Origin of the sequence: Saccharococcus thermophilus, assembly GCF_011761475.1 — a bacterium.
Lineage (GTDB): Bacteria > Bacillota > Bacilli > Bacillales > Anoxybacillaceae > Saccharococcus > Saccharococcus thermophilus.
In genome coordinates, this window is the sequence record NZ_JAASRS010000001.1 from 3,039,886 (window position 1) to 3,063,264 (window position 23,379).

Below are 23,379 nucleotides of genomic sequence, written 5' to 3' on the forward strand. Positions count from 1 at the left end.
GATCCTTTCTATTGATGTTCGAGTAATGTTTTTAATACAGCAGGATATAGCTCATGTTCCACTTCGTGAATCCGCGTCTCGAGCTGTTCTAGCGGCTCTCCGTCGTGAATCGGTACAGCACGCTGTGCGATGATCGGTCCGGTATCCATTCCTTCATCGACATAATGAATCGTTACGCCGGTTACTTTTACTCCCGCCCGGTACGCCTGCCCAATCGCGTCTTTGCCTGGAAACGCCGGCAACAGCGATGGATGGATATTGACGATTTTTCCTTCATAGGCATCAAGCAGCGTTGGACCAACGAGACGCATATAGCCGGCAAGCGCGATGAAATCAATATGATATTTTCGCAGTTGGGCTAAAATCGCCTGTTCAAATTCTGCTTTAGCAGCATAGTCTTTCGGCGAAAAAATGAACGCGGGAATATGCTCGCGCTCCGCCCGCTCAATGACTTTCGCTCCCGGCTTATCGCATACTAACAAGGCCACGTGCGCCGGCAACATCCCTTTTTTGGCCGCATCGACAATCGCCTGAAAATTCGTGCCGCTGCCGGAGGCAAAAACAGCAAGTTGTTTCATGCCATCATCCCTCCAACAAAAGAAACGCCTTCTCCTCGTTTCACGCGGCCAATGACATACGCTTTTTCTCCCAGCTCTTTGAAAAGAGCGGATACACGATCTACCACTCCGCGGTCTACTGCCAGCACCATGCCAATTCCCATATTGAAAATAGAAAACATTTCACCGCGCTCTAGTTTCCCTTTTTCCTGGAGCAGATCAAAAATCGGAGGCACCGGCCACGAACCGTCGTCAATTTCCGCGCCCAGCCCTTCCGGAAGCATGCGCGGGATGTTTTCAATAAAACCGCCGCCCGTAATATGCGCCATCCCTTTAATGTCCAATTGTTTCATCACTTGAAGAAGCGGCTTGACGTAAATGCGCGTCGGCTTTAATAGCTCTTCACCGAGCGAAACATCCAGAGGCTCATAGATGCGGTCCAGCTCCAGTTTCGCCTGCTCGAACACGATGCGGCGCACGAGAGAATAGCCGTTGCTGTGAAGGCCGTTGGAAGCAAGTCCGATCAGCACGTCCCCTTCTTGAATATGGCTCCCCGTCACAAGCTTTGACTTTTCCGCAATCCCAACGGCAAACCCAGCGACATCATATTCCTCTTCTTCATACATTCCCGGCATTTCCGCTGTTTCTCCGCCGATCAGCGCGCATCCTGCTTCAGCGCAGCCATCGGCAATTCCTTTGACAATGTGCGCGATTTTTTCCGGCACCGCTTTGCCGCATGCGATATAGTCAAGAAAAAAGAGCGGTTCTGCTCCTTGGACGACAATATCATTGACGCACATCGCCACACAATCTATTCCAATTGTATCATGCCGGTCCATCATAAACGCAATCTTAAGCTTTGTCCCCACGCCATCCGTCCCGGAAACAAGCACCGGCTCCTTATATCCAAGCTTCGATAAATCAAACATGCCGCCAAATCCACCTAACCCGCCAAGCACTTCCGGACGCATCGTTCTTTGCACGTGGGGCTTCATCAAAGAGACAGCACGATATCCTGCTTCAATGTCCACGCCCGCTTGTTTATATGCTTTTGCCACGTCAAGTCCCCCTTTTTATTTCACCGCCGTAAACGGCAAACGCGCTCGGCTGATATTGGTCGGGTAGTTTCCGGTAAAACAGGCCAGGCATTGCCCGCGTAATGGCAGATGATCCGGCCGACCAATCGCCTCTAACAGCCCTTCTTGACTTAAAAATGCTAACGAATCGGCGCCAATGATTTGGCGGATTTCCTCAACCGTATACTTGGATGCAATCAACTCTTCGCGCGTCGATGTATCAATTCCGTAAAAACATGGATGCGTAATCGGCGGCGCGCTAATTCGGACGTGCACTTCCGTCGCACCCGCTTCACGAAGCATCGCCACAATCCGTCTGCTTGTCGTGCCGCGCACAATCGAATCATCGACCATCACGACGCGTTTTCCGGCGACCACGCCGCGCACCGGCGATAGTTTCATTTTCACTCCTTGCTCCCGCAAGGACTGGGACGGCTGAATAAACGTACGTCCGACATAGCGGTTTTTAATCAGCCCAAGCTCATATGGAATGCCGGTCTCCTCCGCATAGCCGATCGCAACAGAAATGCTGGAATCGGGCACGCCGGTGACAATATCCGCTTCCGCCGGCGCCTCTAGCGCCAGTCGTTTTCCTAAATTTTTTCTTGCCGTATGAATGTTAATGCCATCCACATTGCTGTCTGGACGGGCGAAATAAATATATTCCATGCTGCAAATCGAACGTGGCCGCATCGGGGCGAACCGTTCCGAACGCATTCCTTCGCCGCTAATGATAATTAATTCTCCCGGCTCGACTTCCCTTTTGTACGTGGCGCCGATCACATCAAAGGCACACGTCTCGGAAGCAACGACATAGGCGTCGCCAAGCCTTCCGATCGAAAGCGGACGAAATCCGTGTGGATCAAGGGCGATGTATAGCTCCTTTTCCGTCAATAGCAGGAACGCAAACGCTCCTTCCACATAGGTGAGCGCCTCTTTTACCTGCTCTTTGAACGTTGGCGCCTGGCTGCGGCGAATAAGATGGGCCAGCACTTCCGTATCGGAAGTCGTTTGGAAAATGCTTCCCTGCGCCTCAAGCTGCAGTTTTAAATCAATCGCATTCGTGAGATTGCCGTTATGAGCAAGGGCAATGCTTCCCGTTTGCGAGCGGAACAGAAGCGGCTGGACGTTTTCATAGCCGCCTCCCCCTGCCGTTGAGTAGCGGACGTGGCCGATCGCTGCCGCACCGTTTAACGCTTGAAGCGTCTCGTTATGAAACACTTCGGTGACAAGCCCTAACCCTTTATGGCCTTGCAGCGTTCCTTGATGGGCAACGACGATTCCCGCTCCTTCCTGGCCGCGGTGCTGAAGGCTATGTAAGCCGTAATACGTGAGCTGCGCCGCGTTTTCATGTCCCCAAATACCGAAAATGCCGCACTCTTCATTTAATCCTTTGATTTCAGCAAGCATGGAATAGCCCCTTTCCACACGCTTCTCATTTCTGCGACAGAAAGTTGGATAATCGTTTCTCCGTTTTCGCCCTCAATAAGAAGCGTATTGTCGTCGGTTACCTCACCGATTTGCTTTGCTTCCACCAATTGCTCAAACGTTTCGCGATGTTCTTTTTTCACGGAAACAATAAACCGTGATTGCGTTTCGCTAAATAGCTCGCTAATCGTATCCCCAGCGATCGTGACTTTCGCGCCAAGTCCATCCGCGCCCATTAAACATTCAGCCAAGGCAACGGCAAAGCCGCCTTCCGCGATATCATGCGCCGATGCGATCACCCCTGCTTGGATCGCCGTTAACAGTTGTTTTTGCCGCTTCGCTTCCACCGTTAAATCAATGGCTGGCGCTTGGCCAAAAATGCGGCCTTCGAGCCATTTTTGCAGCTCGCTTCCGCCAAACTCCGGCTGCGCTTCGCCGATGACATAAATGAGATCGCCCGCACGTTTAAATGATTGCGTGGTGATATAACGAATGTCTTCAATAAGGCCGACCATTCCGACAACCGGAGTTGGATAAATCGCTTCTCCGTTCGTTTCGTTATATAAGGAAACGTTCCCGCTGATGACTGGAGTTTCCAACGCACGGCAAGCGGCGCTCATTCCATCAACCGCTTTTTCGAGCTGCCAGAAGATTTCCGGTTTTTCTGGATTCCCGAAATTTAAGCAGTCCGTCAGTGCCAACGGTTTGGCACCGGAACAAACCAAATTTCTCGCCGCCTCGGCTACAGCAATTTTCCCGCCGGTTTCCGGATCTAAATAAAGGTAGCGCGAGTTGCAGTCCGTTGTCATCGCCAGCGCCTTATTCGTGCCGCGAATGCGCACGACTGCCGCATCCGATCCTGGCGCAACTACCGTGTTGGTTCGCACCATATAATCGTATTGATCATATACCCATTCTTTGCTGGCGATCGTCGGCTGCGCCAGTAACGCCAGCAACGTTTTTTCATAGTCGGTGACGACAGGAACGTATGGCTCCATCGCTTGGAACTCGCGATAATAAGCTGGTTCTTTGGCTGGTTTATGATAGACCGGCGCATCCTTTGCCAAAGCGTCTACCGGAATTTCCGCGACGACCTCGCCGCGGAAGTAGAGACGAAGCATTTTATCATCTGTCACTTTGCCGATCGCTTTTGCTTCCAAGCCATATTTGGCGAATAAATCATAAATTTCTTGCTCTCGTCCTTGTTTGACGACAAGCAGCATCCGCTCCTGTGATTCCGAGAGCATCATTTCATACGGCGTCATGCCCGCCTCACGCTGCGGCACCAGATCCAAATTCATTTCAATGCCAAACCCGCCTTTGCTTGCCATCTCTGCCGAAGAGCTCGTTAACCCGGCCGCACCCATATCTTGAATGCCGACAAGCGCATCGGATTTTACTACTTCCAAGCAGGCTTCGAGCAATAATTTTTCCATAAACGGATCGCCAACTTGAACGGCTGGACGTTTCGCCTCCGATTGCTCCGTCAACTCCTCCGAAGCAAACGTCGCGCCATGGATGCCGTCACGTCCTGTTTTCGCCCCTACATACATGACGGTGTTTCCTACCCCGGTTGCCACGCCGCGTTGAATGTCTTCATGGCGAATAATACCGACACACATCGCATTGACAAGCGGATTGCCTTCATAAGCAGGATCAAACTGCACCTCGCCGCCGACAGTCGGTATGCCGACGCAATTGCCGTAACCAGCGATCCCGGCCACTACATTTTCAAATAGATACTTGACACGCGGGGACGTTAACTCCCCGAAGCGAAGCGAATTTAATAGCGCAATCGGGCGCGCCCCCATCGAAAAGACGTCGCGGATGATACCGCCGACACCGGTCGCCGCCCCTTGATACGGCTCAATGGCCGACGGGTGGTTATGGCTTTCGATTTTAAATGCCACCGCCAAGCCGTCGCCGATATCCACAATACCCGCTCCTTCGCCCGGGCCTTGGAGCACATGCTTTCCTTCCGTCGGAAACTTTTTTAACACCGGCTTCGAGTTTTTGTAGCTGCAATGCTCGGACCACATGACAGAAAAAATTCCTGTTTCCGTGTAGTTCGGCAAGCGGCCCAAAATCTTTTCAATCATCGCAAATTCTTCGTCCGTCAGTCCCATTTCCCGATATAATTTTTCGTCTTTAATCACTGTTGGACTTGGCTCAAGCAGTAATGACATGTGTTTCCCTCCAGTATTTCACGATCGATTGGAACAGCTTTAACCCGTCAGCGCTGCCAAGCAGCACATCCACCGCCCGCTCCGGATGCGGCATCATGCCAAGCACATTGCCTTTTTCATTGACAATTCCGGCAATATCGGCTAAGCTACCATTTGGATTTTCTCCGTGATAGCGAAAAACGATTTGCCGATTTTCGATCAGCCGCTTTAGCGTTGGCTCGTCACAATAATAATTGCCTTCGCCATGGGCGATCGGAATCGTAATGATTTCACCTTGTTCGTACGAAGACGTAAACATCGTTTCGTTGTTTTCTACTTTTAACGACACCGGGCGGCAAATAAATTTCAAACTGTTATTGCGGCGCATTGCCCCCGGAAGCAGCCCTGCCTCTAGCAAAATTTGAAACCCGTTGCATACGCCTAATATCGGCTTTCCTTCTTCCGCCGCTTTTTGGACCGCTTTCATGACGTTGGAGAAGCGGGCGATCGCTCCGGAGCGAAGGTAATCGCCATATGAAAATCCTCCCGGTAGCAAAATCGCGTCAAAACGGTCAAGGTTTTCCTCATCATGCCATACGTATTCGACTTCTTCTTGCAACTCGTCGGCAATCGCATGATACATATCAACGTCACAATTGGACCCTGGAAACACGATCACAGCAAATTTCACTGGACGACTACCTCCTCAATTTCATAACGGTAGTCTTCAATAACCGTATTGGCCAACAGCTTTTCACACATCTCCCGCACCAGTTCGTTGATATCGCGGTCGCTTTTCTCGATGACAAGCTCCATAAATTTTCCGATCCGCACATCCTGCACTTCCGTATACGATAAGCTGTGAAGCGCGCCTTTGACCGCCGTTCCTTGCGGGTCAAGCACACTTTCACGCAATGTTACATATACTTTTACTTTATACATGCTGATTCTCCCCCTAATCGTTGTAAAATCGCTTCGTATGCATCCGTTAAGCTTCCTAAATCGCGGCGGAACACGTCTTTATCCAGCTTTTCGTTCGTTTCCATATCCCACAGACGACACGTATCCGGCGAAATCTCATCGGCAAGCAATATTTCTCCTTTTGCATCGATGCCAAATTCCAGTTTAAAGTCAACCAATCGAACCCCTCGCATGGCAAAGTGCTGCGTTAATACGTCATTGACCTTGAAAGCCAGTTCCTTCAAAACGGCAATTTGCTCGGAAGTGGCGAGCTTTAATATAGCGATGTGGTCTTCTAACAAGAGAGGGTCACCAAGGTCATCATTTTTGTAATAAAATTCGATAAGAGGCGTTTCCAAAGGAGTGCCTTCATCGATGCCAAGCCGTTTTGCCAGGCTCCCGGCGACAACGTTGCGGACAACCACTTCAAGCGGAATGATCGTTACCTTTTTGACAAGCTGCTCGGTAGCGGATATCTTTTGCAGAAAATGATTCGGAATTCCTGCCTCGCTAAGCTTAGAAAATAGCAAACTAGTAATTTCGTTATTTAAACGTCCTTTGCCGGCAATCGTCGCTTTTTTCTCTCCGTTGAACGCCGTCGCGCTGTCTTTATATTCCACCCATAACGTATTCGCCTCATCCGTCGCATACACTTTTTTTGCCTTTCCTTCATACAGCAATCCTAATTTTTTCACCATTTCCAAAGCCCCCGATACAGAATATTAGCAATTTTCTTGAGTGCAGATCGGCAAGAAGCTACTTGCCGATCTGCCGTTACGCTAACCCTAACCGTGCAAAAATCGTATCGACATGCTTTAAGTGGTAGCGATAATCGAAGCAATCGTCGATTTGTTCTTTTGTCAAACGGCTTGTAATCCGCTCGTCCGCTTCAATCAAGGAACGGAACGGCACTTGTTTTTCCCATGCTTCCATCGCTTTCGGCTGCACTAAATCGTACGCTTCTTCCCGTGTCATTCCTGTGTCAATCAAAGAGAGCAGAACGCGTTGTGAATAAATCAGCCCTAACGTACGGTCCATGTTTTTCTTCATGTTTTCCGGGTAGACTTTCAAGTTCTTAACAATGTTGGCAAAGCGGTTGAGCATATAGTTCAGGGCGATCGTTGCATCCGGCAAAATAATGCGTTCGGCAGAAGAATGGGAAATATCGCGTTCATGCCAAAGCGGAACATTTTCATACGCCGTCAGCATATACCCGCGAATGACACGCGCCATTCCCGTCATGTTTTCCGAACCAATCGGATTGCGTTTGTGCGGCATCGCCGACGAACCTTTTTGTCCTTTCGCAAAAAACTCTTCCACTTCCCGTACTTCGCTTTTTTGCAATCCACGAATTTCAACGGCAAATTTTTCAATCGATGTCGCAATTAGTGCCAACGTCGCCATATAATAAGCATGGCGGTCGCGCTGAAGCGTTTGTGTGGAAATCGGCGCTGGTTTCAATCCTAATTTTTCGCAGACGTATTGCTCCACAAACGGATCAATGTTCGCATACGTCCCGACCGCGCCGGAAATTTTGCCGACGCGCACCGTTTCCGCCGCTTGTTTAAACCGTTCTAAATTGCGTTGCATTTCCGCATACCATAACGCCATTTTCAGGCCAAATGTTGTCGGTTCCGCATGAACGCCGTGCGTGCGTCCCATCATGACCGTATATTTATGCTCCAACGCTTTCTCTTTCAATACTTGAATGAAATTTTCTAAATCTCTTAATAAAATTTCGTTCGCTTGTTTTAGTAAATAAGCCAAGGCGGTGTCCACGACGTCGGTCGAGGTTAGCCCGTAATGCACCCACTTTCGTTCTTCGCCTAACGTTTCTGAAACAGCGCGCGTAAACGCCACGACGTCATGGCGCGTTTCTTCTTCAATTTCTTTAATGCGCGCGATATCAAATGAAGCGTTTTGGCGGATGCGCGCGACATCTTCTTTCGGAATAACGCCAAGCTCGGCCCACGCCTCGCAAGCTAAAATTTCCACTTCCAGCCATGCTTTAAAGCGGTTTTCTTCCGTCCAAATCGCTCCCATTTCCGGTCTCGTGTAACGTTCGATCATACGTATTCTTGCCTCCGATCCTTCCAAATTTGCCACGAATCCACCATTTCCAGCGCATCATCCACACGCTCTGCAAGCACCGTGACGTGCCCCATTTTTCGCTTCGGCTTTGCCTCTTTTTTGCCATACAGGTGCAAATGAGCCGCACCAAGTTTTCCAATGTTTTGCCGTATCGGCTCGACATGCTCCCCTAAAATATTGACCATGACCGCCGGCTTTAGCAAGGCGGTGCTGCCTAACGGCCAATTGCAGATGGCGCGGACATGCTGCTCGAATTGGGACGTCGCACAAGCATTAATTGTATAATGACCTGAGTTGTGCGGTCTAGGGGCAAGCTCATTAATATAAATATCCCCTTCTTTTGTCAAAAACATTTCGACGGCCAGCGTTCCGACTAAAGAAAAGTAATCGGCGAGCGTTTCCGCATAGCGCATCGCCTTTTGGGCGACATCCGCAGCAATGCGCGCCGGGGCGATGGTCTGATGCAAAATATTATCGATATGAATGTTTTCTGCAACCGGAAATGCCGCCATCTCACCGGATCCGTTTCTTGCGACGATCACGGAAATTTCTTTGTCAAATGCAATCCAGCTTTCTAATACGCAAGGACCAACTTCTAACAAAGGAAGCGCCGCTTCCACATCTTCTTGGCAGCGAATCACGTGTTGCCCCTTCCCGTCGTAGCCGCCGCGGCGCGTTTTTAGCACACACGGAATGCCGATTTTTTCAACTGCAAAAGCAAGCTCTTCTTTCGTCTGTACTTCCACATATGGAGCGACTGGAAGACCTGCAGCGACGATCGCCTGTTTCTCGGTCGCGCGATCTTGCGTGACGGCGAGCAACTCGCTTCCTTGCGGCACATAGGCGTGTTCAACGAGCCAATGTAAAGCATCGGCATCAATATTTTCAAATTCATACGTAATCACATCACTGACTTTCGCCAGTTCTGCAATCGCTTCGCGGTCGCTATATTCGGCAGTAATTTCGATATCAGCCACCTGACCACAAGGGGAATCAGGTGTTGGGTCGAGCACGGCGACGCGAAATCCCATTTCTCTTGCGGCAAGCGCTATCATTCGTCCAAGCTGTCCGCCGCCGATAATTCCGATCGTCTGTCCGGGAAGGATTTGCCGCTTATCCAAGTTGATCACTACTTTCCATCACTTGTTTTCGCACTTGTTCTCTCCGATTCTTTAATGCGTCCATATACTGCGGCTCATGAATACCTAGTATGGCGGCCGCTAAAAGCCCCGCGTTTGTCGCTCCCGCCTTTCCGATGGCAACGGTGGCGACTGGCACTCCGCCAGGCATTTGCACAATCGATAAGAGGGAATCTAACCCGTTCAACGCTTTTGACTGCACTGGTACGCCAATAACAGGGATGGTCGTTTTCGCCGCTATCATTCCCGGCAAATGAGCCGCTCCTCCCGCCCCAGCTATAATCACCTTAATACCTCTTTCCTCCGCTGTTTCGGCATATTCAAACATGTAATCAGGCGTTCGATGGGCCGAAACGACCTTTTTCTCATATGGAATTTGCAGTTCCTCTAATATATCGCATGCATGCTTCATCGTTTCCCAGTCTGAATGGCTGCCCATAATTACTCCAACAAGCGGCGGCATATGATATTCACTCCTTCATCATTTATAACAAAACCCAGAACGTACGTTCCCTATTGTTTATAAGGGAAAGTATCGCTCTGGGCATACTCCGACCACCTTGTCGTAAAAAAGCCAAACCGATCCTTTCCCTCATAGTCCAATAATTTACGGTTATTGGGTAGAGACTTTTGGGCCATATTCCCAAAATTATATGAGGGATCATCCACGCTATGAAGCTACTATTATCTTATCAATCTTTTTCATGAGCTGTCAATAAAAATCGAACATTTAATTTATATATAATCTAAATGTTCGTGTTTTCTTCCTCACCAAACGATGGAGTAAACATATGATGAAATAGCGGAGGAGGGAGACATTGTGAAAGGGAACCCATTTGATCCGTTTTCCGATTGGACAAAACATTGGCAGCAATTTTTCCAAGGAGACTTTTGGGGGAATTTCCAATCATTTTTGCCAGCGACAAATAAACAACAATCTGGCATTAATATATATAAAAAAGACAACGAATTACTGATCGTTGTCAGTTTGCCCGGATTAGAAAAAGTGGAAGACGCTGAACTTTATATATACTATAAAACGTTAGAAATCAAGGCTAATATTAACTTAAACTTTAAAGGATTCGAATTAGTGGAGGAAGGGATCTTTCAAGGTACATGGGAAAAAACGATTCCCCTTCCATTTGCAATAAAGGAAGATCGCATTGAAGCAACGTACCATAACGGTTTACTATTCATTCATCTGCACCGTCTGATTCCGGATGAGCCAAAAAAGAAAATCGAAATTAAAAAAGGGGAATAAGCGATGAAAAAAGAGGGTGTCCCAATGGGACACCCTGTTCCAATGTTCCGTTTCCTATACTAAATCAAAAAGGGGGTCTAGGAAACGATGATAACGCTTCTAGTTTTGGGGGAGAGGATTTAAATGGCGTCATTAAAACTTCAATGACCTAAACAGAGATAGGCAAAAAAATTAGAGAACTCATTCAGCTCTCTAATTTTTGCCTGCCTAGCGACGACCTACTCTTGCAGGGGCGCTGGCCCCAACTACCATCGGCGCTGGAGAGCTTAACTTCCGTGTTCGGGATGGGAACGGGTGTTTCCTCTCCGCTATAGTCACTAGGCAAGTATTTCAATTGGACATGTATTATTATATCCATCTAATCGATGTTGTCAAGAAGGAGTTCATTCCTTCAAAACTAGATAACCGTCTGTTTGGAAGAAGCCGGGAGCCTTTGCTGTCTAGCTCCGGACGCCATCGGCTCGCGACGCTTCGGTCCCGTTGCGGCGGCAACAGCCTCCTCACGGGCCCTCCAGCGCGTGTCGCCGATAGGCGGGCGTCCTCCGCTTTTCGTGGTGTCTAGCTCCGGAGGTACCTACGCTTTTCATGATGTCTAGCTCCGGTGCCTAGCTCTCTTGCGCCAAATAACCTTCTCCCTTGAGGTGCAAGCACCTCAGCGGGCGAAGAACATTTGGCTTCGAGAGCTAAGCGCGGCACCTCCGCTTTTCGTGTGGTTAAGTCCTCGATCGATTAGTATCCGTCAGCTGCACGTGTCGCCACGCTTCCACCTCGGACCTATCGACCTCGTCATCTTCGAGGGATCTTACTCGCTTGACGCGATGGGAAATCTCATCTTGAGGGGGGCTTCACGCTTAGATGCTTTCAGCGCTTATCCCTTCCGCACATAGCTACCCAGCGGTGCCCCTGGCGGGACAACTGGTACACCAGCGGTGCGTCCATCCCGGTCCTCTCGTACTAAGGACAGCTCCTCTCAAATTTCCTGCGCCCGCGACGGATAGGGACCGAACTGTCTCACGACGTTCTGAACCCAGCTCGCGTACCGCTTTAATGGGCGAACAGCCCAACCCTTGGGACCGACTACAGCCCCAGGATGCGATGAGCCGACATCGAGGTGCCAAACCTCCCCGTCGATGTGGACTCTTGGGGGAGATCAGCCTGTTATCCCCGGGGTAGCTTTTATCCGTTGAGCGATGGCCCTTCCATACGGAACCACCGGATCACTAAGCCCGACTTTCGTCCCTGCTCGACCTGTCCGTCTCGCAGTCAAGCTCCCTTGTGCCTTTGCACTCTACGAATGATTTCCAACCATTCTGAGGGAACCTTTGGGCGCCTCCGTTACCTTTTGGGAGGCGACCGCCCCAGTCAAACTGCCCACCTGACACTGTCTCCCACCCCGATCAGGGGTGCGGGTTAGAATTTCAATACCGCCAGGGTGGTATCCCACCGGCGCCTCCACCGAAGCTGGCGCTCCGGCTTCCCAGGCTCCCACCTATCCTGTACAAGCGATACCAAAATTCCATATCAGGCTGCAGTAAAGCTCCACGGGGTCTTTCCGTCCTGTCGCGGGTAACCTGCATCTTCACAGGTAGTATAATTTCACCGGGTCTCTCGTTGAGACAGTGCCCAAGTCGTTACACCTTTCGTGCGGGTCGGAACTTACCCGACAAGGAATTTCGCTACCTTAGGACCGTTATAGTTACGGCCGCCGTTTACTGGGGCTTCGGTTCGCACCTTCGCTTGCGCTAAGCGCTCCCCTTAACCTTCCAGCACCGGGCAGGTGTCAGCCCCTATACTTCGCCTTTCGGCTTCGCAGAGACCTGTGTTTTTGATAAACAGTCGCTTGGGCCTTTTCACTGCGGCTCCCTCGGGCTATTCACCCAAGAGAGCACCCCTTCTCCCGAAGTTACGGGGTCATTTTGCCGAGTTCCTTAACGAGAGTTCTCCCGCGCACCTTAGGATTCTCTCCTCGCCTACCTGTGTCGGTTTGCGGTACGGGCACCTCTCACCTCGCTAGAGGCTTTTCTTGGCAGTGTAGGATCGGGGACTTCGGGACCGATGGTCCCTTCGCCATCACGGCTCCGCCTTTGCGCCAGACGGATTTGCCTATCTGGCAGCCTAACCGCTTGGACAGGCTATTCCAGCAGCCTGCTCGCCCTACCTTCCTGCGTCCCCCCATCGCTCAAACGGTGAGGAGGTGGTACAGGAATCTCTACCTGTTGCCCATCACCTACGCCTTTCGGCCTCGGCTTAGGTCCCGACTAACCCTGAGCGGACGAACCTTCCTCAGGAACCCTTAGGCTTTCGGTGCAGAGGATTCTCACCTCTGTTTTCGCTACTCATACCGGCATTCTCACTTCTAAGCGCTCCACGAGTCCTTCCGGTCTCGCTTCGACGCCCTTAGAACGCTCCCCTACCGATGACCAACGGTCATCCCACAGCTTCGGTGGCACGTTTAGCCCCGGTACATTTTCGGCGCAGAGTCACTCGACCAGTGAGCTATTACGCACTCTTTAAATGATGGCTGCTTCTAAGCCAACATCCTGGTTGTCTGGGCAACTCCACATCCTTTTCCACTTAACGTGCACTTAGGGACCTTAGCTGGTGATCTGGGCTGTTTCCCTCTCGACCACGGATCTTATCACTCGTAGTCTGACTCCCAAGGATAAGTCATTGGCATTCGGAGTTTGACTGAGTTCGGTAACCCGATGAGGGCCCCTAGCTCAATCAGTGCTCTACCTCCAAGACTCTTCCCTTGAGGCTAGCCCTAAAGCTATTTCGGGGAGAACCAGCTATCTCCAAGTTCGATTGGCATTTCACCCCTACCCACACCTCATCCCCGCACTTTTCAACGTGCGTGGGTTCGGGCCTCCAGTAGGTGTTACCCTACCTTCACCCTGGACATGGGTAGATCACCTGGTTTCGGGTCTACGACGACGTACTGAACGCCCTATTCAGACTCGCTTTCGCTGCGGCTCCGTCTCTTCGACTTAACCTCGCACGTCATCGTAACTCGCCGGTTCATTCTACAAAAGGCACGCCATCACCCATCAACGGGCTCTGACTACTTGTAGGCACACGGTTTCAGGTTCTCTTTCACTCCCCTTCCGGGGTGCTTTTCACCTTTCCCTCACGGTACTGGTTCACTATCGGTCACTAGGGAGTATTTAGCCTTGGGAGATGGTCCTCCCTGCTTCCGACGGGATTCCCCGTGTCCCGCCGTACTCAGGAGCCACTCGGGAGGGAACGAAGTTTCGACTACAGGGCTGTCACCTTCTCTGGCGGGCCTTTCCAGACCGCTTCGTCTACCCCGTTCCTTTGTCACTCCCATATGAGTGGTCCTACAACCCCAAGAGGCAAGCCTCTTGGTTTGGGCTGTTCCCGTTTCGCTCGCCGCTACTCAGGGAATCGCTATTGCTTTCTTCTCCTCCGGGTACTAAGATGTTTCAGTTCCCCGGGTGTGCCCTCCATACCCTATGGATTCAGGTATGGATACTGTCCCATTACGGACAGTGGGTTCCCCCATTCGGACATCTCCGGATCAACGCTTGCTTACAGCTCCCCGAAGCGTTTCGGCGTTTGCCCCGTCCTTCATCGGCTCCTAGTGCCAAGGCATCCACCGTGCGCCCTTTCTAACTTAACCATTAGCGCTTCTCGGCTTCTTCCTTTGTCTAACTTCGGCGCCTAACCGCGGCGCCTCCGCTTTTCTTTTCGGTTATCTAGTTTTCAAGGAACGAAGCTGCTTCATTGCATTCGCTTCTTTGCAGCTTTGCGTCGAGGAATCCAGCTTCTCTGAATTCACTAGAAGACGCAGACGCAAAACGGATTAATTGAAGAGAACATAAATATGTTCCCTCAAAACCGAACAAAACGTAAGCGTCCCTCTTATTTCACACACATATCATCCTTAGAAAGGAGGTGATCCAGCCGCACCTTCCGGTACGGCTACCTTGTTACGACTTCACCCCAATCACTTGCCCCACCTTCGGCGGCTGGCTCCCAAAAGGGTTACCTCACCGACTTCGGGTGTTGCAAGCTCTCGTGGTGTGACGGGCGGTGTGTACAAGGCCCGGGAACGTATTCACCGCGGCATGCTGATCCGCGATTACTAGCGATTCCGGCTTCATGCAGGCGAGTTGCAGCCTGCAATCCGAACTGAGAGCGGCTTTTTGGGATTGGCTCCCCCTCGCGGGTTCGCAGCCCTTTGTACCGCCCATTGTAGCACGTGTGTAGCCCAGGTCATAAGGGGCATGATGATTTGACGTCATCCCCACCTTCCTCCGGTTTGTCACCGGCAGTCACCTTAGAGTGCCCAACTGAATGCTGGCAACTAAGGTCGAGGGTTGCGCTCGTTGCGGGACTTAACCCAACATCTCACGACACGAGCTGACGACAACCATGCACCACCTGTCACCCTGTCCCCCCGAAGGGGGAACGCCCTATCTCTAGGGTTGTCAGGGGATGTCAAGACCTGGTAAGGTTCTTCGCGTTGCTTCGAATTAAACCACATGCTCCACCGCTTGTGCGGGCCCCCGTCAATTCCTTTGAGTTTCAGCCTTGCGGCCGTACTCCCCAGGCGGAGTGCTTAACGCGTTAGCTGCAGCACTAAAGGGTTTGACCCCTCTAACACTTAGCACTCATCGTTTACGGCGTGGACTACCAGGGTATCTAATCCTGTTTGCTCCCCACGCTTTCGCGCCTCAGCGTCAGTTGCAGACCAGAGAGCCGCCTTCGCCACTGGTGTTCCTCCACATCTCTACGCATTTCACCGCTACACGTGGAATTCCGCTCTCCTCTTCTGCACTCAAGTCCCCCAGTTTCCAATGACCCTCCACGGTTGAGCCGTGGGCTTTCACATCAGACTTAAGGGACCGCCTGCGCGCGCTTTACGCCCAATAATTCCGGACAACGCTCGCCCCCTACGTATTACCGCGGCTGCTGGCACGTAGTTAGCCGGGGCTTTCTCGTTAGGTACCGTCACCGTACCGCCCTATTCGAACGGTACTTCTTCTTCCCTAACAACAGAGCTTTACGATCCGAAGACCTTCTTCGCTCACGCGGCGTCGCTCCGTCAGACTTTCGTCCATTGCGGAAGATTCCCTACTGCTGCCTCCCGTAGGAGTCTGGGCCGTGTCTCAGTCCCAGTGTGGCCGGTCACCCTCTCAGGCCGGCTACGCATCGTCGCCTTGGTGAGCCGTTACCTCACCAACTAGCTAATGCGCCGCGGGCCCATCCGTAAGTGACAGCCGAAGCCGCCTTTCAACCGAAGACCATGCGGTCTTCGGTGTTATCCGGTATTAGCTCCGGTTTCCCGGAGTTATCCCGGTCTTACGGGTAGGTTGCCCACGTGTTACTCACCCGTCCGCCGCTAACCGAACAAGAGCAAGCTCCTATTCGGTCCGCTCGACTTGCATGTATTAGGCACGCCGCCAGCGTTCGTCCTGAGCCAGGATCAAACTCTCCATAGAAAGTTGATTGGCTTATTTTCATAAGCTTCAGCGTCTGCACCGTAAGGTGCCCTGCGCCTTCGGTTTCATACTGTCTAGCTTCAGCGCCTAGCTCTCTTGTGCCAAATAACCTTCCCCCCTCGAAGTGCAAGCACTTCTGCGGGTGAAGAACATTTGGCTTCGAGAGCTGATCGCGGCGCTTCAGCTTTTCTATGTGGACGCTTCGTTTTGTTCAGTTTTCAAGGAACATTTGTTTCGCTCTCTAAAAGCGACTCTTACAATATATCACTTTCAATTTAACATGTCAATATGTTTTTTAAACTTTTTTCACCGCATCAAAGCGGCTTTACTAATATAACATCATCGCTTATTAAATGTCAACCATTTATCATAGGTATTTTTATCCATCCAAACACCTCTTTCTTCCCCCTACATTCACCACCATTCACACATACAGCCAAACAAAGCCTCCCATACGTTTTATCTTTATATATACCGTCAAGTACAATATTAGCGGCGATACCTTCATTTACAACTTCAACCTAACACTATATAGGTAAATAACTTTTGCTTTGTGTTTGCAATATATTTAGCCGTCAAATCCTGGTATAAACAAAAAGAAAGATGCCACAAAAGATCATTCGTGCGGCACCCTCTAGTTTACTTTAACGTTTCCATTCTCTCGCCAGCATACCGTAAACAACATGGTCAACGAAATGATCGTAAAGCCATTCCGCCTCACGGATTGTCCCTTCGTTTGTAAATCCTAATCGTTCAGGAATCGCCCTGCTTCGTTTATTTTCCACCGCGCAGCGGATTTCGACTCGATGCAAATGCTGTTCATGGAACAAATAATCGATACACGCTTTACACGCCTTCGTCATCAACCCCAACCCTTGAAACTGCTCTCCGAGCCAGTAGCCGATGCTCGTTTTTCTATTGGCTCGATCGATATAATGAATCCCGATTACACCGGCCAGCTGTCCTTTATGCCAAATTCCTGCTTCAAAGCCGTTTCCGGCGGCAAATTTCTGCAATCCTCCGGCGATGAACGCTTTCGAATCCTCTACTGTTTTTGTCGAGTCCACCCACGGAAGCCATTTGCGCAAATGCGGACGGCACGAATCGACTAACATAAATAACTGTTCCGCATCTTCACCTGTGAGCAGCTTTAGCCATGATTCGTCATCCAAGTGATGGATAAACATAGCAATCCTCTCCCTGCTCTGTAAATTTTTCCTACTATTATAGCAAATTCCAACAAAAAAAGCCCGCCGTTTTCGGCGGACTTTTTCTATTCTCTTAAAAAGGCAAAGTATAAGATAAAGATGATAAATAACGCATATAAAATCGGATGAACTTCTTTGCCTCGTCCTTTTAAAACCATCGTAATTGGGTAAAAGATGAATCCAACCGCGATGCCTGTGGCGATGCTGTAGGAAAGCGGCATCGTAATCAGCGTGAAAAACGCTGGAACCGCCACCTCGAATTTTTTCCAATCGATTTCACCGATCGACGACACCATCAGCACGCCGACGATAATGAGCGCTGGCGCGGTGACAGGCGCAGTAATCACACTTAACAGCGGCGAGAAAAATAACGACAGCAAAAACAAAATTCCTGTCACGACCGCAGAGAAGCCGGAACGTCCACCAGCTGCGACACCTGCTGATGATTCGATATACGAAGTCGTCGTCGATGTTCCAAGCACAGCGCCGACCATGACCGCTGTCGCATCGACAAGCAACGCTTTTCCCGCGCGCGGCAGTTTGTTATCTTTTAACAACCCCGCCTGGTTGGCCACCGCAAGCAGCGTACCGGTGGCGTCAAAAAAGTCGACAATGAAGAAAGTTAAGACAACACCGAGCATTTTTAGCGAGAGAATGTCTGGCAAATGTTTAATCGCAACGCCAAACGTTGGCGAAATGTCAGGAATAGCGCCGACGATTTTATGCGGCACGTCGATTAAGCCAAAAATCATGCCGGCGATGGCCGTGATGACCATGCCGTAAAACACGGCTCCACTGACTCTTCTTACCATTAAAAAGACGGTCACGAACAAACCGAAAATCGCCAATAGCGTGTTGCCATCTTTCAAATCGCTTAATCCTACTAATGTCGCCGGGTTATCGACAATAATTTTCGCGTTTTGCAGGCCGATAAATGTAATAAACAGCCCGATCCCTGAACCGACCGCATATTTCAATTCAACTGGGATCGCGTCAATGATTTTTTCGCGGACGCCTGTTAACGACAAAATCGTAAAAATCACTCCGGATACAAATACCCCCGCTAAAGCCGTTTGCCATGGAATATGCATGTGCAGCACAACGGTAAACGCAAAAAACGCGTTTAGCCCCATTCCCGGAGCGAGCGCAATCGGGTAACGGGCCAACACTCCCATTAAAATACAGCCATACGCGGCAGCGAGCGCCGTCGCCACAAACACTGCGCCTTGGTCAATCCGCAGTTCGTTTGGAAAATCTTTTACCGCTCCTAAAGAAAGGGTGAACGGGTTGACGAATAAAATGTACGCCATCGACAAAAAGGTCGTCAGCCCGGCGATGATCTCTGTACGGTAATTCGTACCGAGCTCTTCAAATTGAAAATATTTCTTCACTTCTTGTCCCCCCTATTAAAATAAAAACGCTTCTAGTAAGCTACCAGAAGCGTTGACTAAGAAGGAATAATGAACATAGAGAGGACGCGCAAACCAAAACACGCTCTCTATCCCATTATACCTCGTAGTCAAGCTATTTACGGTAGCTTGGTAGAAACTCCCGAGCCATATTCCCGGGATTATACGACGTATTTTGACAATATTCGTGATCTAGGTACATTGTATCAGCACCATAGCTTTATGTCAATAAAAAAGACGAACATTTTGAGTTAAATGTCCGTCTTTTGTTCGTTTTATAAAAATTATTCCCATTCAATTGTTGCCGGCGGTTTGCTCGTAATGTCATAAACGACCCGGTTCACATGCGGCACCTCGTTAACGATGCGTGTGGAAATTTTCTCGAGTACTTCCCATGGAATGCGGGCCCAATCGGCGGTCATGCCATCGACAGATGTTACAGCGCGAATGGCAACCGTATAGTCATAGGTGCGGGCATCCCCCATGACACCGACGCTGCGGATGTCTGGAAGTACGGTAAAGTATTGCCAGATTTCACGGTCTAATCCCGCGTTTTTGATTTCTTCGCGTAAAATCGCATCCGACTCACGAACAATTTCCAGTTTTTCCCTTGTCACTTCACCTAGTACGCGGATGCCTAAACCTGGGCCTGGGAACGGCTGACGCCAAACGATTTCATCCGGGAGACCCAATTCTGTACCGAGCGCACGCACTTCATCTTTAAATAACGTATTGAGCGGTTCAATCAATTTAAATTTCATATCTTCCGGCAGGCCGCCGACGTTATGGTGGGATTTAATCGTCTGTGCGGTTGCTGTGCCGCTTTCGATAATATCGGTATACAGCGTACCTTGCACTAAAAATTCGATTCCTTCTAATTTGGCCGCTTCATCATCAAACACATAAATAAATTCGTTGCCGATGATTTTCCGCTTTTGCTCTGGGTCCGTGACCCCTTTTAATTTCGACAGAAAACGTTCTTGCGCATCGACTTTAATCACATTCATATGGAATCCTTCGCGGAACGTTTTCATGACGCTTTCTGCCTCACCTTTGCGCAGGAGGCCGTGATCAACAAAAATGCAGGTGAGCTGATCGCCGATTGCACGGTGGACAAGCACGGCCGCGACCGAAGAATCAACGCCGCCGCTTAACGCGCAAAGTACTTTTTTGTTTCCAACTAACTCGCGAATTTTGCGCACTTCATTGTCAATAAAGTTTTCCATCGTCCAATCGCCTTTGCATCCGCACACATCAAAGACGAAACGTTTTAAGATATCATTTCCGTAAACGGAATGACGCACTTCCGGGTGAAACTGAACCGCATAAAACTTCCGCACTTCATCACTCATTGCCGCAATCGGACAGGAGACGCTCGTCGCGTCGACCGTAAATCCTACTGGAGGAGCGGTCACTAAATCGCCATGGCTCATCCAAACGACTTGTTCATCCGAAAGCTGCTTGAAAAGCGGCGAAGCGTTTTTTACTTGAATCATCGCTTTTCCGTACTCGCGGTGGGTCGCTTTTTCCACTTTGCCGCCTAAGTGATGGGTCATCAGCTGCATGCCATAGCAAATTCCCAAAATCGGCAAACCGAGTTCAAAAATTTGTGGGTCGCATGTAAACGCATTGTCGTCATAAACACTGTTTGGACCGCCAGAAAAAATGATGCCTTTGACGTTCATTTCGCGAATTTGTTCCGCCGTAATCGTGTGTGGATGCAGTTCGCTGTATACGCCAAACTCGCGAATGCGGCGGGTAATTAATTGATTATATTGGCTGCCAAAGTCCAGTACGACAATCATTTCCTGCTTCATGTCATCACCTCATTAAAAAATAAAAAACTAGAATCGCCTTAAAAACGACTATAAAGGCAGAATTCTAGCTTATTCTGCCTTCATAGTCAGGTCGTTTACGGCGACCCGGTAGAGACACTTGGACCATATTTCCAAGCATATATGAAGGGAATAACTAATTAATACTATGCAAATTTTAGTCCATTCTATCAACTTCACCGCCAAGCGGTCAAGACACTGTCTTTTTAATTAAATTTTCCCATAATTCTCTCACTTCATCCCAATCAATGGGGTTATTTTTTGATAGATAAACAGACTTTTCATATAACACCGTCAGCTTCGTCATTTCCTTTGTTTCAAACCAGTCGTCGACATATGCCGCATATTGCCGCAGCGTTTGATGCGGTTTCCGTTTTAAGCCATAATCGTCTAAATGGCGAAGCAGGGACAAGTACGCTGCCGCAAACGGGTTATCTCCTTTTTTCCGCTTATATTGAAAGCGCAAAATCGTCACATACGGCCACCATTTTCTTCTTACCTTATATGCCGTCCATATAAAGACGAGAAATACAGCTAGAGCGATAGCGATACGTTTCCATGACCATGACGGTAAAAAGCGGTTTTGCTCACCATGCCCTTGCGCTGGCGAAGAATACGGCTGTTCCCTTATCCTGTCTAAAGGAACGCGGTTTTGTTCCGGCGTACGATGCTCTGAAAGCGGCGCTGTCTCTGAATCCGGCGAAGAAGCAGTAAATACGTAAGGATTCGCGAATCCTTGCGTCGGTTCAAATGGAACCCAGCCGATTCCGGAAAAGTATACTTCTACCCATGAGTGAGCATCATTGTTCGTAATTTCATAGATGTTTTTTCCATCCTTTTCTTCAATCAGCCGTCCTGATGTATAACCTTTTACCCAGCGCGCCGGTATGCCGAGCGAACGAAGCATAACAACCATGGAAGTAGAAAAGTTGTCACAATACCCTTTTTTTGTTTCAAATAAAAATTGGTCGACATAATCCTCATTTTTGCCAGGAACGGCTACGTCCTTCGTTTCATACATATAGTCGCTCGTATGGAAATATTGTTCTATTGCTTTTACCTGTTCATATTGTGTTTGCTTCCCGCTTGCAATCTTCTTGGCCAAGTCGCGCACTCGTTTTGGCAAACTTTCCGGAAGCTGCGTATAACGTTCGAGCAATTTTTCATCCTTGACAGGCGGAGCTGCTTTTAACGCCTCAATCGAAAAGGTTGGATATTCATAAACGAAATGATAGGACGTTAACGGCAGCGTATAGGCGGAACGGTCTGTCGTATAAATTTTTTCCGTCGCCGCCTCCATACGATACACGACATTTTCCTTCGCCTTCACTTTTTTTAATCCAAGCGGGTAAACAAGGTGAAAAGATGACTCCCTCATATAAACACTAGCTGCCACTTGCCGTTTTTTCACCGACGGGGACCACCAGGAATAACGAATATCCATATCATTTCCAAATGATAATAGCTGTTCGCTTTGGAAATTTTCCCATCCTTTTCCTGTATAAATGTCTTTCGTTTCGACCCGCCAATAATGGCGGCTCTCATCTTCTGCCGTAAACACAACGGTATCATCAGCGATAAACGGACCGCCAAGACGGGAGTCATTTTGCCCATAGCCGACTTTTTTGACCTTGGCAGCGGCAGGATCTACCCGTTTTTTTTCCGGCGCGGCGGCGTAGCTTTTCACAAACGCGACCGGGTCCGGCCATTGCGGCGGAAGCTTCGGACTAAAATAGCCCACTAATACAGCCAGTGCGATAAAAGATAGACAAGCTCCCCACCATCTTCTCATTCCCGCTGTCATTGGCGACTGTTCGCGAAGCCGCTCGATATGAAGCAGGCTTAAAAAGAAAAAGCCAAAAGCGACTAAGCGAACGATGGCGCCGTTTCCGCGGAACATCGTAAATGTATCGAGCACGGTAACATATATCACCGTCAGCACGTAAAAGAAAAACAACCGTTTTCGCACAACGATCCAATGGTGCCAAACATAAGCAACCAACCACAATAAACCAAAAAACAGGAAACTGCGCAAAGAATCACTAAGCTCTATCAGACGGGACGTAAATAAGATAGCGGCATGGTCGACAATCTCTTGCCATATCCGCGTTGGCGCGGAAAAAATGGAAGCATGATAGAACCAATCGTTCAGCGACCATAACATGTAGGCACTTTTCACAAAAGCGGATAGCCAAAAAGGAAGACGCAAAAAATAAAGCAGAAAGCAGAGCGCAACAAACCAGACAAACACTTCCACATTCGAGGTATCGGATATCGTTTCGAGCGGCAGTAGCCATTCGATCAGCAGCCAGCAGGCTAGTCCGTATATAAGCACCTTTATGGCGATCTGTTCTATTTTCTTCATCACTCACCCCTGCCTTGCAAAGTCGCCCGCATCGTGTGCGGGGATAGGATCGACACGCTGATACCGCTTTGACGCAGCATATCCACGAAACGGTGGTCTTCTTTTTTCATCTCCTCTTTAAGTAAAAACAACATCCCTCGACGCCGCATCGCCATCTCCCGAAGCAGAAAAACGTTTTCCTCCTGCAAAGACGACGTGACGTAACAAAGGGTGGCCGAGGCCGTCCAGCTCCTTTTTTCATTGGCAATGACGCGGGCAAACGGCTCGCGGCTGTCGCAGTTCACCCGTGCTAAATGCGAAAATAACTGCTGCAAGTGCTCCTCACTATTGCGAGGAGGAAAAACATAGCGGTCATGACCGACAGAGACAAGCCCCGTCCGCACTCCTGCGTGAATCGCCGCCCGCAATAGCGAAGCGGTA

At 49.6% G+C, this 23,379-nt stretch carries 15 protein-coding genes, 3 rRNA genes, 1 pseudogene and 3 riboswitches; of the genes and pseudogenes, 1 reads left to right on the plus strand and 18 read right to left on the minus strand.

Annotated elements, in window-relative coordinates; genetic code table 11:
• Positions 1-8: 8 nt before the first annotated feature.
• The 10 genes from purN to purE form a co-directional block, all read right to left on the minus strand.
• Positions 9-578: a phosphoribosylglycinamide formyltransferase gene (gene purN / locus BDD39_RS15705; protein ID WP_166912148.1), complete on the minus strand. Its 570-nt coding sequence runs from the start codon at positions 576-578 to the stop codon at positions 9-11.
• Positions 575-1,615 (minus strand): phosphoribosylformylglycinamidine cyclo-ligase, encoded by a 1,041-nt coding sequence (gene purM, locus BDD39_RS15710; RefSeq protein WP_166912150.1) that lies wholly within the window; start codon positions 1,613-1,615, stop codon positions 575-577. Before purM ends, purN begins: the two co-directional genes overlap by 4 nt.
• 15 nt (positions 1,616-1,630) lie before the next feature.
• Positions 1,631-3,043, minus strand: a complete 1,413-nt coding sequence (purF, locus tag BDD39_RS15715; protein WP_166912152.1) for an amidophosphoribosyltransferase — start codon at positions 3,041-3,043, stop codon at positions 1,631-1,633.
• Positions 3,019-5,247: a phosphoribosylformylglycinamidine synthase subunit PurL gene (gene purL / locus BDD39_RS15720; protein WP_166912154.1), complete on the minus strand. Its 2,229-nt coding sequence runs from the start codon at positions 5,245-5,247 to the stop codon at positions 3,019-3,021. The genes purF and purL overlap by 25 nt, the downstream gene beginning before the upstream one ends.
• Positions 5,231-5,917, minus strand: a complete 687-nt coding sequence (purQ, locus tag BDD39_RS15725; RefSeq protein WP_166912156.1) for a phosphoribosylformylglycinamidine synthase subunit PurQ — start codon at positions 5,915-5,917, stop codon at positions 5,231-5,233. The genes purL and purQ overlap by 17 nt, the downstream gene beginning before the upstream one ends.
• Entirely contained in the window at positions 5,914-6,168 is a 255-nt protein-coding gene (gene purS / locus BDD39_RS15730; RefSeq protein WP_166912158.1) for a phosphoribosylformylglycinamidine synthase subunit PurS, read from the minus strand. Before purS ends, purQ begins: the two co-directional genes overlap by 4 nt.
• Positions 6,156-6,881 (minus strand): phosphoribosylaminoimidazolesuccinocarboxamide synthase, encoded by a 726-nt coding sequence (gene purC / locus BDD39_RS15735; protein WP_341801500.1) that lies wholly within the window; start codon positions 6,879-6,881, stop codon positions 6,156-6,158. Before purC ends, purS begins: the two co-directional genes overlap by 13 nt.
• A 79-nt stretch (positions 6,882-6,960) precedes the next feature.
• Positions 6,961-8,256 carry an adenylosuccinate lyase gene (gene purB / locus BDD39_RS15740; RefSeq protein ID WP_166912162.1) on the minus strand — a complete coding sequence of 432 codons (1,296 nt, stop codon included), beginning with the start codon at positions 8,254-8,256 and terminating at the stop codon, positions 6,961-6,963.
• The gene (gene purK, locus BDD39_RS15745; protein ID WP_166912164.1) at positions 8,253-9,407 is read right to left on the minus strand and encodes a 5-(carboxyamino)imidazole ribonucleotide synthase; all 1,155 of its coding nucleotides are present in this window, start codon (positions 9,405-9,407) and stop codon (positions 8,253-8,255) included. The genes purB and purK overlap by 4 nt, the downstream gene beginning before the upstream one ends.
• The gene (purE, locus tag BDD39_RS15750) at positions 9,391-9,879 is read right to left on the minus strand and encodes a 5-(carboxyamino)imidazole ribonucleotide mutase (protein ID WP_166912166.1); all 489 of its coding nucleotides are present in this window, start codon (positions 9,877-9,879) and stop codon (positions 9,391-9,393) included. Before purE ends, purK begins: the two co-directional genes overlap by 17 nt.
• Positions 9,880-9,991: 112 nt before the next feature.
• A riboswitch (purine riboswitch) is annotated at positions 9,992-10,093 on the minus strand.
• A 140-nt stretch (positions 10,094-10,233) separates the two neighbouring features.
• Here purE and BDD39_RS15755 point away from each other — a divergent pair.
• Positions 10,234-10,677: an Hsp20 family protein gene (locus BDD39_RS15755; protein ID WP_166912455.1), complete on the plus strand. Its 444-nt coding sequence runs from the start codon at positions 10,234-10,236 to the stop codon at positions 10,675-10,677.
• Between the two features lie 205 nt (positions 10,678-10,882).
• On the opposite strand, the gene rrf is transcribed toward BDD39_RS15755, so the two are convergent.
• From rrf to BDD39_RS15795, 8 genes and pseudogenes are all read right to left on the minus strand, one after another.
• Positions 10,883-10,999 (minus strand): 5S ribosomal RNA (gene rrf / locus BDD39_RS15760).
• A gap of 387 nt (positions 11,000-11,386) precedes the next feature.
• A 23S ribosomal RNA gene (locus BDD39_RS15765) occupies positions 11,387-14,317 on the minus strand.
• A gap of 268 nt (positions 14,318-14,585) precedes the next feature.
• A 16S ribosomal RNA gene (locus BDD39_RS15770) occupies positions 14,586-16,142 on the minus strand.
• Together the 16S, 23S and 5S rRNA genes form the textbook arrangement of a ribosomal RNA operon.
• Positions 16,143-16,786: 644 nt before the next feature.
• On the minus strand, positions 16,787-17,329 hold the full coding sequence (locus tag BDD39_RS15775) for a GNAT family N-acetyltransferase (protein WP_166912168.1): 543 nt from the start codon (positions 17,327-17,329) through the stop codon (positions 16,787-16,789).
• A gap of 86 nt (positions 17,330-17,415) precedes the next feature.
• On the minus strand, positions 17,416-18,741 hold the full coding sequence (locus tag BDD39_RS15780) for a solute carrier family 23 protein (protein ID WP_166912170.1): 1,326 nt from the start codon (positions 18,739-18,741) through the stop codon (positions 17,416-17,418).
• A gap of 105 nt (positions 18,742-18,846) precedes the next feature.
• Positions 18,847-18,948: riboswitch (purine riboswitch) on the minus strand.
• A 95-nt stretch (positions 18,949-19,043) separates the two neighbouring features.
• A complete protein-coding gene (gene guaA / locus BDD39_RS15785; protein WP_166912173.1) occupies positions 19,044-20,576 on the minus strand; it encodes a glutamine-hydrolyzing GMP synthase in 1,533 nt (510 codons plus the stop codon).
• A gap of 63 nt (positions 20,577-20,639) precedes the next feature.
• A riboswitch (purine riboswitch) is annotated at positions 20,640-20,741 on the minus strand.
• 43 nt (positions 20,742-20,784) lie between these two features.
• A complete protein-coding gene (locus BDD39_RS15790; protein WP_208404425.1) occupies positions 20,785-22,959 on the minus strand; it encodes a transglutaminase TgpA family protein in 2,175 nt (724 codons plus the stop codon).
• Positions 22,959-23,379 (minus strand): annotated as a pseudogene (locus tag BDD39_RS15795) (DUF58 domain-containing protein); the annotation flags it as partial. The pseudogene BDD39_RS15795 and the gene BDD39_RS15790, both read right to left, overlap by 1 nt.

Excerpts from the sequence above, each read along its gene's own strand:
- purN (WP_166912148.1), bottom strand. The coding sequence starts at position 578 with ATGAAACAACTTGCTGTTTTTGCCTCCGGCAGCGGCACGAATTTTCAG.
- purF (WP_166912152.1), bottom strand. The coding sequence starts at position 3,043 with ATGCTTGCTGAAATCAAAGGATTAAATGAAGAGTGCGGCATTTTCGGT.
- purL (WP_166912154.1), bottom strand. The coding sequence starts at position 5,247 with ATGTCATTACTGCTTGAGCCAAGTCCAACAGTGATTAAAGACGAAAAA.
- purS (WP_166912158.1), bottom strand. The coding sequence starts at position 6,168 with ATGTATAAAGTAAAAGTATATGTAACATTGCGTGAAAGTGTGCTTGAC.
- purB (WP_166912162.1), bottom strand. The coding sequence starts at position 8,256 with ATGATCGAACGTTACACGAGACCGGAAATGGGAGCGATTTGGACGGAA.
- purE (WP_166912166.1), bottom strand. The coding sequence starts at position 9,879 with ATGCCGCCGCTTGTTGGAGTAATTATGGGCAGCCATTCAGACTGGGAA.
- BDD39_RS15775 (WP_166912168.1), bottom strand. The coding sequence starts at position 17,329 with ATGTTTATCCATCACTTGGATGACGAATCATGGCTAAAGCTGCTCACA.
- guaA (WP_166912173.1), bottom strand. The coding sequence starts at position 20,576 with ATGAAGCAGGAAATGATTGTCGTACTGGACTTTGGCAGCCAATATAAT.
- BDD39_RS15790 (WP_208404425.1), bottom strand. The coding sequence starts at position 22,959 with ATGAAGAAAATAGAACAGATCGCCATAAAGGTGCTTATATACGGACTA.